Raw genomic sequence first — 11,043 nt, 5'->3', positions numbered from 1 at the left:
TATTCGCGTCGGGTCTGATGGTGCATCAGCGCTTCGAACAGTTCGCCGCCGCCCATCCGCAAAACATCGCGCTGGTCTTTGGCGGGCAAGAGGTGAGTTACCAGACGCTCAATCGCCGAGCCAACCGTCTGGCCCATGAACTGCTTGCCCAAGGCGTACGTCCCGATGACCGGGTGGCGATCCTCGCAGAGCGTGGCACGCAGATGATCTGCGCGGTGCTGGCCGTGCTCAAGGCCGGTGCGGCCTACGTACCGCTGGACCCGACTTACCCCACCGAGCGTCTCGGCTACCTGCTGACAGACAGTGCGCCGGTAGCGTTGCTGGCCCAGTCGGCCTGCCTCGACGTGCTGCCGGTACACAGCGTGCCGGTACTGACCCTCGGCGCGGACAACGACAGTGCCGATTTGGCAGATGAATCGCTGGACCGCAACCCTGAGCCTGCTGCGCCGGGTCTGTCTCGCGAGCATTTGGCATACGTCATTTACACCTCAGGGTCTACAGGCCTGCCCAAAGGTGTGCTGGTGGAGCACGGCAACGTTGCACGCCTGTTCGACGCCACCGCCGGGCAATTCAACTTCGGGCCTGAGGATGTCTGGACGCTGTTCCACTCCTTTGCCTTCGACTTCTCGGTCTGGGAAATCTGGGGCGCGCTGTGCTACGGCGGCAAACTGGTCATCGTCCCGAGTGAGGTGGCGCGTTCACCGGATGACTTCTATGCGCTGGTCTGCGAGCAGCAGGTCACCGTTCTGAACCAGACGCCAAGCGCTTTCCGCCAGTTCATCCAGGCTCGCGAACGCAGCCCGCAGGAGCATGCGCTGCGTGAAGTGGTGTTCGGGGGGGAGGCTTTGGACTTCCGCAGCCTGCAGCCCTGGACCGCACGCACACCGCTGTCGCGTACCCGTCTGGTGAACATGTACGGCATCACGGAAATCACCGTGCATGCCACTTACTATCCGATCAGCCAGTCGGAAATCGACACAGCCATGCCAAGTCTGATCGGGCCGGCACTTGATGACCTGTGCCTGCGTATCCTCGATGACTATCAGCAGCCGGTGCCGGTCGGCGTCAATGGCGAGATTTACATTGGCGGTGCCGGGGTTGCCCGGCATTACCTGAACCGCACCGAACTGAATGCCGAACGTTTTATTGCCGACCCCTATGCGTTGCAAAGCGGCGCACGGCTCTACCGCACTGGCGACGTTGCGCACTACCGCAGCGACGGCGGCGTGGTCTACGTCGGCCGCAATGACTCGCAAATCAAGATTCGCGGTTTTCGTATCGAGTTGGGCGAGATCGAGGCGCAATTGCTCGCCTGCCCCGACGTTCGTGAAGCGATGGTCATCGTGCGTGAGGATCGCCCTGGCGACAAACGCCTGGTCGCCTATCTGATTGCCGAGGACGGCGCTGCTCCCGAGTCAGCGCTTCTGCGCAGCCAACTGGCCAGCGTGCTGGCCGAACACATGCTGCCAAGCGCCTTTGTGACCCTTGAAACCTGGCCGTTGACCACCAACGGCAAGCTGGACCGTGCCGCCCTGCCCGCGCCGGACCAGTTCGCAACGGTGAGTCGTGACTACGAAGCACCGCTAGGCGCTATCGAAACGACCCTGGCCGCTGCCTGGCAGGAATTGCTCGGGGTTGAACGTGTCAGTCGCCAGGATCACTTCTTCGAACTGGGTGGTCACTCCTTCCTGGTGATTAACCTGATAGAGCGCTTGCGTCAGATCGGCTTGGTGCTGGACGTCAGCACGGTGTTCTCGGCGCCAACCCTGCAAGCCATGGCTGCGGTCCTGGCGGGCGGTACTGCGGCGGAACGGGTCGCCCCGGCGAACCTGATTCCGGTCGATTGCACGGCATTGACCCCGGACATGCTGCCGTTGGTGAAGCTGACCCGGCAGGAACTGGAACATATCGTTGCCGATGTGCCAGGCGGCGTCGCCAATGTTCAGGATATCTACCCATTGTCGTCGCTGCAGGAAGGCATCCTGTTTCACCATCTGTTGCAGTCAGAAGGCGACGCCTACCTGATGCGCACCATAGCGACGTTCGACAGCCGTGCGTTGCTCGACAAATTCCTCGGCGCGCTGCAAGTGGTGATCAACCGCCACGACATCATGCGCAGCTCACTGCGCTGGCAAGGTCTGCCGCAACCGGTACAAGTGGTGCATCGTCAGGCAACGTTGCCAGTCATTCAGCTCGACACTGCACCGGGTGAAGACGCCTTGCAGATGCTGCGCGAACGCACCAATACCTACCATATGCGCCTGGACCTGCAACAGGCACCGCTGATAGCCGCGTATATCACCTACGATACCCGGCAGGAAAAGTGGCTGATGGCGTTGCTGGACCATCACCTTATCAGCGACAACGTCACCCTGCGCCTGATCATGGGCGAGATCCAGGCAGTGATGGACGGACGCGCCGACGCCCTGTCGCCATCGCAGCCGTACCGCAACTTCATCGCCCAGGCCGCGTGTGTGTCCCAGGCCGAACATGAAGCCTACTTCCGTCAACTGCTGGGGGATGTCGATACCACCACTGCGCCTTACGGCGTGCTCGATGTGCGTGGCGGCGATGCAACAATCCTGCGTTCGGTGCAGGATCTGAGCGACGATCTCAGCGCGCGGATCCACGCCACCGCACGGGCTCAGGGCGTGCCGACCTCGGTGCTGTTCCATGCGGCATGGGGCTTGGTGGTAGCCGCCACCAGCGGCCGCGACGACGGGATTTTCGGTACCGTGCTTTCGGGACGTTCCCAAGGCACCTCCGGTGCCAACCATGCGCTGGGCATGTTCATCAACACCTTGCCGATGCGTATTCGCCTGCAACAGAACAGCGTGCGCGATATCGTTCAGGACGCCTACCAACAGCTCAGCGGCCTGCTGACCCACGAGCAGGCGCCACTGGCCCTGGCGCAGCGCTGCAGCGCAGTGGATGCATCGCTGCCGATGTTCACCGTGATCCTCAATTGCCGTCACGGTGATCTGGTGAACACTGCCGGGGAAAACATCGAGGACATGGGCGAGGAGCAGGAAGGTGTTCATTTCCTGGGCTCCGAAACCCGTACCAACTACCCGATCGAAATTGCCGTAGCCAATGAGGCCAATGGCTTTTCGCTGACCGCGCAGTCTATAGATGGCATCGATCCGCACCGGATTGCCGCCTACCTCGGTCAGGCGGTTGCCGAGCTGGTCAATGCCCTTGAGCAGGATCCGGCACGCCTGGCAAGCAGCCTGGAAGTGATTCCGCAGGCCGAGCGGCAACTGCTGCTCAACGACTTCAACGACACTGCCAGCGACTTCGCACCGGTCGTGCCGATCCATACCTTGTTCGAAGACCAGGTCCGCCGCAATCCTGACGCCGTGGCGCTGGTCTACGAAGACCGCCAGCTAAGCTATCGCCAGCTCAACCGCCGTGCCAACCACATAGCCCGGCAACTGCTGCAACTTGGTGTACAACCGGACGAGCGCGTGGCCATCTGCGCCGAGCGCAGCCTGGATATGATTGTCGGCCTGCTGGGGGTGCTCAAATCAGGCGCCGCCTACGTGCCGATCGACCCTGCCCACCCAACTGACCGCATGGCCTTCATGCTGCAGGACAGCCAGCCGCGTGCGCTGCTGACCCAGAGCGCCCTCAGTCTGCCGGCCGGCGATACACCACTGATGCTGCTCGACAGCGCTGAATCGCTGCTGGCGGCGGATGATCAGGCGTTCGATGCCAATCCGCTGGTCGACAGCCTGACGGCGGAAAACCTGGCCTACGTGATCTACACGTCAGGCTCCACCGGCCAGTCGAAAGGTGTCATGGTCGAGCACCGCTCGGTGTTCAACTTCTGGAACGTGCTGACCCGCACCACCCATCAGCATTGCCCGACACCGGCCACCGTGGCGCTGAACGCCGGCTTCTTCTTCGACATGTCGATCAAAGGCATCTCGCAATTGTTCTCCGGCCACACGCTGGTGATCATCCCGCAACTTATTCGTGCCAACGGCAGCGAACTGCTGGACTTCCTCGAAGCCCACCAGGTTCATGCCTTCGACTCAACACCCTCGCAGCTCGACACCTTGCTCTCGGCCGGTTTGCTGGAGCGCAGCAGTTACCAGCCGGTCAGCGTGCTGTTGGGTGGCGAGGCGATCAACGCCAGCACCTGGGAAAAGCTGCGCAACTGCCCGACCATCCGCTTCTACAACATGTATGGCCCGACCGAATGCACAGTGGACGCGACCATTGATCTGATCCGCGACCTGGGTGAAAAACCAAGCATCGGCCGACCCATCGCCAACGTTCAGGTGCATGTTCTGGATGCGCGTGGCGAGCCCGCACCACTGGGCGTCGCCGGGCAAATTCACATCGGCGGTAGCGGTGTGGCCCGTGGCTACCTCAACCGTGACGAGCTGAGTGCCGAACGCTTCATCGCCGACCGGTTCTCCGATGTTGCCAATGCGCGCCTTTACAAAACCGGCGACCTGGGTCGCTGGCTGGCGGACGGCACGCTGGAATACATGGGCCGTAACGACTTCCAGGTGAAGGTTCGCGGTTTCCGTATCGAGCTGGGTGAAATCGAAAACGTTCTGCTGGCCGTATCAGGCATCCGCGAGGTGGTGGTGATTGCCCGCAACGACAGCCAGGGTGATTCGGACAGCCAGCGCCTGGTCGCTTATGTCTGCGGTGAATCGGTTGCGGCCGAGCACTTGCGTAGCGAGCTGCTCAAGCATCTGCCTGAGTACATGGTGCCCAGCGCCTTCGTCCAGCTGGATGCCCTGCCGCTGACCTCGAACGGCAAGCTCGACCGCCGAGCGCTGCCGGCCCCCGGTCAGGATGCGTTGGCCAGCAAGGCTTACGAGGCGCCGCAAGGCGAAACCGAAGAGGCCATCGCCGAAATATGGAAAGCCCTGCTGCATCTGGATCAGGTCGGCCGCGACGACGGCTTCCTTGAACTGGGCGGCCATTCGTTGCTCGCCGTGCAATTGCTGTCGCGACTGCGACGCAAGCTCGGTACACGAATCACCTTGCGCGAACTGTTCGACGCACCGACCGTTCGTGGCCTGGCCTCATTGGTCAACGCCACCGCGCCAAGTGAAGCGCAATCGATTCCAAGGGCGGATCGCTCGGGACGTCTGCCATTGTCATTCTCCCAGCAACGCCTGTGGTTCCTGGATCATCTGGATCATGCTGCCGGTGCGGCCTATCACTTGCCGATGGCCTTGCGCCTGACAGGGACGCTGGACACGGTTGCCTTGCAGGCGACGCTTGATCGTCTGGTTGCACGCCACGAAACCCTGCGCACGCGTTTTGAACTGGTGGACGGTGAACCGGTGCAGAAGATCGCCCCGGCCGATACCCGCTTTCCGCTGTTGCACCAGGATCTGCGCGATCTTTCCAGTGACCAGCGCACGGCGACCCTGACCCGTCTGGGTCAGGAAAATGCCACGCAACTGTTCGATCTGACCAAGGGCCCGATGCTGCGCGGGCATCTGCTGCAGGTTGCGGATGCCGAGCACGTGCTGTTGATCACGCTGCACCACATCGTCTCCGATGGCTGGTCCAACAGTGTGCTTGCCCAGGAAGTGAGCGTGCTTTACGCCGCCTTCAGTCAAGGCCAGAAAGACCCGCTGCCAGCACTGCCACTGCAATACGTGGACTACGCCGCCTGGCAACGGCAATCCCTTGACGGCCCGGCGCTGCAAGCTCAGATCGACTTCTGGCGCACGCATCTGAAAGGTGCGCCAAGCGTATTGAACCTGCCACTGGACCGTCCGCGCCCAGCCATCCAGAGCTATACCGGCGGGATGATCGACTGTGTGCTCTCGCCAGAGCTGAGTGCCGACTTGCGTTCCTTCAGTCAGGCTCAGGGCAGCACACTGTTCATGGTCCTGCTGGCAGGCTGGTCGATGCTCATGAGTCACCTCAGCGGCCAGAACGATGTGGTGGTTGGTACACCTGTCGCCAATCGTCAACGCCCGGAGCTGGAGCCACTGATCGGCTTCTTTGCCAATACGCTGGCATTGCGTGTGGCAACCTGCCGAGAGACCCGACTGAGTGAAGTGCTCGGTCGGATCAAAGACATCACGCTGTCTGCCTACAGTCATCAGGATCTACCGTTCGAGCAAGTGGTAAGCGCCTTGCAGCCAACCCGTAGCATGAGCCACAGCCCGTTGTTCCAGGTGATGCTGAGCCTGGACAACACGCCCCCTTCGCTGTTGCAACTGCCCGGCCTGGAAGTCGAGTCGCTGGACAGCGCCCATATCACCACTCAGTTTGACCTGTCTTTGTCACTCAACGATACCGGCGAAAGCCTGAGCGGCGGTCTGCAATACTCCAGCGACCTGTTCGACAAAACCACTGTACAGGCCATCATGCAGCTGTTTGCCAGGGTTCTGGAGAACATGGTGACTGACGCACAGCAGTCGATCGGTCAAGTGCTGGACAACACGCCGGCGCTGCCGCGTTCGGCGCATAGCGCGGCGCTCGCTGCGACGGTCGAGGACGAACAGCCTGAAGACCTGCCTTACGAAGCACCCGAAGGCGACACCGAGATCGCCCTCGCCAACCTCTGGAAGGAGTTGCTCAAGCTGGACAAGGTAAGTCGCCATGACGACTTCTTCAGGCTGGGCGGTATTTCGCTGATGGCCGTGCAGATGGCGTCGCGTTTGCGCAAGGTACTCGGCAAACCGATCGCTGTCCGCGATCTGTTTATCGAGCCGACCATTGCCGGTTTCGCCAGGACACTGGACAGCCAGACACGTCCCGGCCATCACAGCAATCTGGTACCGGTCCGTCGCACTGGCTCGAAAAGGCCGCTGTTCCTGGTCCACCCGTTGGGCGGCGAAGTGCAGTACGTGCGCGATCTGGCCGCGGCAATCGACCCACAGGTGCCGCTCTATGGCTTGGCCGCCAGTGGCCTGGCAGCTGGCGAGAAGCCGTTGTCTGACGTGCCGGCCATGGCGGCGAGTTACCTGGCAGCGATTCGCCAGGTACAACCGAAAGGGCCTTACCGGATCGGCGGCTGGTCTGCAGGTGGTCTTATCGCTTATGAAATGGCCCGCCAGCTGCAATCCAGCGGTGAACAGCTGGAGTTCCTCGGCATCATCGATACCTCCGCGCGTCTTGAGCAGCAAGCGCCGGAGGTATTGAGCGAAGGTCAATTCCTGATGAGCTGGCTACCCGAGCAGCTTGATCCCGAGGTTCTCCGGCAGCTCACCGAGCTGGCCAGCGCGGATGCCGTCGAGGAAATGCTGGCATTTTGCATGGCACAGCGCCTGCTTCCGGAAGAACTGCCGCAGAACGTCGATGCCACCATGCTACGCAGCCATGTTGCGGTGGCCCATGCGATCCATATCGCCATCAGTGCCTATGTCAGCCTGCCCGCCCCGCTTCACGTGACACTGTTTACCGCAAGCGGGCAGGAGCGTACCGATCCGCTGCTGGGTTGGGGGGCTTTGCTTGAAACACCGGTGAGCGTTACAGCGCTTCCCGGCACCCACGACACACTGGTCAGGGCGCCTCACGTCAGCGCATTGGGCCAGGCGATCTCTCGAGCGCTCGACAAGGAGCCCGTCCAAATGAGCAGCAGTGAAGAGGTCCATGTTCGATAACCGCACTTTCTGACGGGTAACCGCTCGGTTGTGCAGGATGTCCCGGTATCCCGTGACAGACTTTTCCTGCACAACTCAGCTTAATTGGATCCTCAAGCTGAATCGTTTCTTGTGAAGATAATCGCGCTTGATACCGGATTCGAGTGATGTTGAGGCGCGAAGGATTTGAGCGGTCTTAGGGCCGAATTCACAGTCTGGGCGACAGAATTGCACGCAACTTCTGATCGTCAGGAATGGACATATGAACCGACAAGTGAATGCCAAAGATGAAGTGAAAACGCACATTTATCTGGAACTCGGGAAGCTGGTGTCTAGCGTCGGAGATGACATGTTTCTGAGCAATATGTACCAGTTAATCAATACATCGCTGGCTGTAAGCCGTGTGGAACTGAGCGAGTGGACCGTTGATGACAGTCAGGCGACGGTGACCGATGTACAGTTGCTGGGCTACGCGGGCGCTGAGTTGAATCCGCAGATGCAAACGGTGTGTCCGACCCGTGCCAGACACCGCAGCGACCATCCACTGGTCAAGCGCGTGCTGGAGGTAGAGGACGACCTGCTGATTCACCTGAACGCCCGGATGAAAAACCAGCAAGGCAATGACTGTCTCGGAACCTCCCACCAGTGCAGCATGATTTCGCGCAAGGCCAATCGCTGTTGTGTGATCTCACTGCACCGTCCGCAAGCTGACAAAGATTACTCGTTGCAAGAGCTGTCTTTTTTGAAATACCTCTCGGAGGCCCTGCTGCCTTTGTCGGAGCGCCATGCCCGCGCCCATCGCCAATCCGGTATGAAAAGCGCTGGGGTGCCGCTGTCCCATGGCCCGCTTTCCCTCGAGCACAAGCAATTGCAAAGCGAGTTCAACGAGCGCTTGCGTGCCTGCGACGTCTCACTCTCGGCACGGGAGAAGGAGGCCTGTCTGGAATTCCTCGCGGGCAGCACAGTTCCTGAAATCGCAGAGAAGCTTTGCGTCAAGAGCAGTTCTGTCGAAACCTATCTGAAACGCTCCGCCGCCAAGCTGGGTATCAGCGGTCGACATGGGCTGGCCAAGTGGCTGATATGCGCAGAATGAACAAATCCGTTAGCCCATGGCTATTTGCAGTACTGTCGTTGAGCGGCTGCTCGCTGATTCCGGACTATCAGCGCCCGGCAGCCCCGGTTGCCGCACACTACCCACAATCTTTCGACTCGGCGCCAGCGCTTTCTGGCCCACTGGCGGCGGACATGGGATGGCGTGACCTGTTCCGCGACCCTACGCTGCAACAACTTATCGAAAGCGCCCTGCTCAACAATCGTGACTTGCGCGTGGCAGCACTTAACGTCGAAGCCTATCAAGCGCAATATCGCATTCAGCGCGCCGATCTGTTTCCCGCGATCAGCGCCACGGGCAGCGGTACCCGGCAACGCCAGCCCGCCAGTATCACGCAGACCGGCGGCCCGGTGACCAGCGGTACTTATTCGGCGACGCTGGGCATCAGTTCCTATGAACTGGATTTGTTCGGACGCATACGCAGCCTCAGCGATCAGGCCTCGCTCACCTATTTGTCCAGCGAAGAGGCCCAGCGCAGCGCTCAACTCAGTCTGGTGGCGAGTGTCGCCACCGCTTACCTTACCTGGCGTGCCGACCAAGAGCTGTTAGCCTTGACTCAGGACACGCTGATGTCCTACGAAAAAAGCCTGAAGCTGACCACTCGTAGCCAGCAAGTCGGCGCTTCCTCGTCACTGGACCTGGCCCAGTCGCGTACATCGGTGGAGAGCGCACGAGCAAGTCTGGCGACGTTCCAGCGCCAGGTCGCCCAGGACCTCAATAACCTGACCTTGCTGGTGGGCACGACGGTTGCGGACAGCGCGCCCAGCCGTCCGTTGTCCTCGGAATGGCTCGCTGAAGTGCCAGCGGGGCTACCTTCTGAGCTGCTGCAACGACGCCCGGACATTCTTGAAGCCGAATACCAGTTGCAGTCGGCCAACGCCAGTATCGGTGCTGCGCGAGCGGCGTTCTTCCCGAGTATTACCCTGACGGCCAACGCCGGTACATCCAGCACCGAACTGTCCGGCCTGTTTAAAGCGGGTTCGGGAGGCTGGGTGTTTTCGCCGCAGATCAATATCCCGATTTTCAACGCCGGCAGTCTGCGGGCAAGCCTTGATTACTCGAAGATCCAGAAGAATATAAGCGTTTCAAAGTACGAAAAATCGATACAGTCCGCCTTTCAGGAGGTCTCCGATGGCCTGGCTGCGCGCCAGACCTACAAACGTCAGCTGAAAGCGCAGAGCGACCTCGTACAGGCAAGCCGGGAGTATTACAGCCTTGCCGAACGCCGCTATCGCATTGGCGTCGATAGCAGCCTGACATTCCTCGATGCACAACGCTCTTTATTCAGCGCTCAACAAACCCTGATCACCGACCGACTGTCGCAGCTGACCGCCGAAGTCAATCTCTACAAGGCGCTGGGCGGCGGCTGGACAGAGCGTACATCAAAACCCTTGTGAGGACTGAAGATGGGCACATTCGAACCAGGAGCACATGTACGCCTTCGCTCGGGCGGCAAAATCATGGTGGTCAAGCATGAAGCTGCGATCACTCCTCTCCCGGACACTCTGCTGGTGATGTGCGAGTACCGGTCAAAGAATCGTCTGGTGCAGGGCTTTTATTCGGAGCGGGATCTGATCCTTGCGCGCCGCGAGCCAATGCCCAATCATGACTGAGAGCAACCCGGCCTAGTGGGTTGCGTCGCATCAGGAACCACTTGGGCGTCGCAGGGATTGCAGCAATCGCTGAACCGGTACTAAATGACACTGATCATTTGACTCGCAGGCAGTCCGGTGCAGTAGATGACATTGCGATAAGCGGCTTGATTAGTTGCTCTTGTGCAAGCATGTTCTGGCTGTGCAAGCTGTAGAGTCTGTCCCTGGACTGGCTGGTCATAACAGAACATCAACGCTTTATTCGGGCGTTTCGGATATCCCCCCGCCACCCTTACTGGACTTTTCTTCGACGTCCGAACCGCTGGGCAGTTCTGATACGTTTGCCAAGTGTGGTCTTATGTTGTTGGCGGCCCATATGCGCTGGACGCTGGCCGGCGATATACCGACAAGCTTCGCCATGCTTCGACAGCTCCAGCGAGCGTGACCTACACACGGCTGAGTGACTTGATCAAGGGCCTTCCTCAAGGCTTCGGCTGGCAGGGATGACTTGCGGCCTCTTCCAGGCAGATCCACCAGACCTTGCAGGCGCAGCTCTCGGAAGCGCTTGCACCAGCGGGTGACTGAAACAACCGATAGCCCGGTCAACCTGGCAATCTCGTTACGCGAGCAGCCTTGTGCGGCGAGCAAAATCACCTGCGCCCGGCGGCCTTCGCGCTGACTGACCGTGATTGATTCAAAGCGCCGATTCAACTCGACCTCTTCATCTTCACTGAGCACAATGCCACGGTAGCTCACGTGACCACTCCAC

The 11,043-nt window shown here is 60.3% G+C and carries 4 protein-coding genes and 1 pseudogene; 4 read left to right on the top strand and 1 reads right to left on the bottom strand.

Annotated elements, in window-relative coordinates; translation table 11 throughout:
• Positions 1 to 17: 17 nt before the first annotated feature.
• The 4 genes from BLR16_RS29135 to BLR16_RS01610 all read left to right on the top strand — a co-directional run bounded on the left by BLR16_RS29135 (position 18) and on the right by BLR16_RS01610 (position 10,295).
• Positions 18 to 7,592 carry a non-ribosomal peptide synthetase gene (locus BLR16_RS29135; protein ID WP_371123431.1) on the top strand — a complete coding sequence of 2,525 codons (7,575 nt, stop codon included), beginning with the start codon at positions 18 to 20 and terminating at the stop codon, positions 7,590 to 7,592.
• A 241-nt stretch (positions 7,593 to 7,833) separates the two neighbouring features.
• Positions 7,834 to 8,664, top strand: coding sequence for a helix-turn-helix transcriptional regulator (locus BLR16_RS01620; RefSeq protein WP_003420497.1), 831 nt, complete (start codon positions 7,834 to 7,836; stop codon positions 8,662 to 8,664).
• Positions 8,661 to 10,079 (top strand): AdeC/AdeK/OprM family multidrug efflux complex outer membrane factor, encoded by a 1,419-nt coding sequence (adeC, locus tag BLR16_RS01615; RefSeq protein ID WP_003318754.1) that lies wholly within the window; start codon positions 8,661 to 8,663, stop codon positions 10,077 to 10,079. Before BLR16_RS01620 ends, adeC begins: the two co-directional genes overlap by 4 nt.
• 9 nt (positions 10,080 to 10,088) lie before the next feature.
• Complete coding sequence (locus BLR16_RS01610; RefSeq protein ID WP_003318753.1) at positions 10,089 to 10,295, top strand: hypothetical protein; 207 nt, start codon at positions 10,089 to 10,091, stop codon at positions 10,293 to 10,295.
• Positions 10,296 to 10,471: 176 nt separating this feature from the next.
• On the opposite strand, the pseudogene BLR16_RS01605 reads toward BLR16_RS01610, so the two are convergent.
• Positions 10,472 to 11,030 (bottom strand): annotated as a pseudogene (locus BLR16_RS01605) (helix-turn-helix domain-containing protein); the annotation flags it as partial.
• Positions 11,031 to 11,043: the final 13 nt, after the last annotated feature.

The organism is Pseudomonas sp. BS3767, assembly GCF_900099665.1.
GTDB lineage: Bacteria > Pseudomonadota > Gammaproteobacteria > Pseudomonadales > Pseudomonadaceae > Aquipseudomonas > Aquipseudomonas cerasi.
The sequence above is the reverse complement of the archived record's forward strand: the minus strand, read 5'-3'. Positions and strand labels throughout refer to the sequence as shown.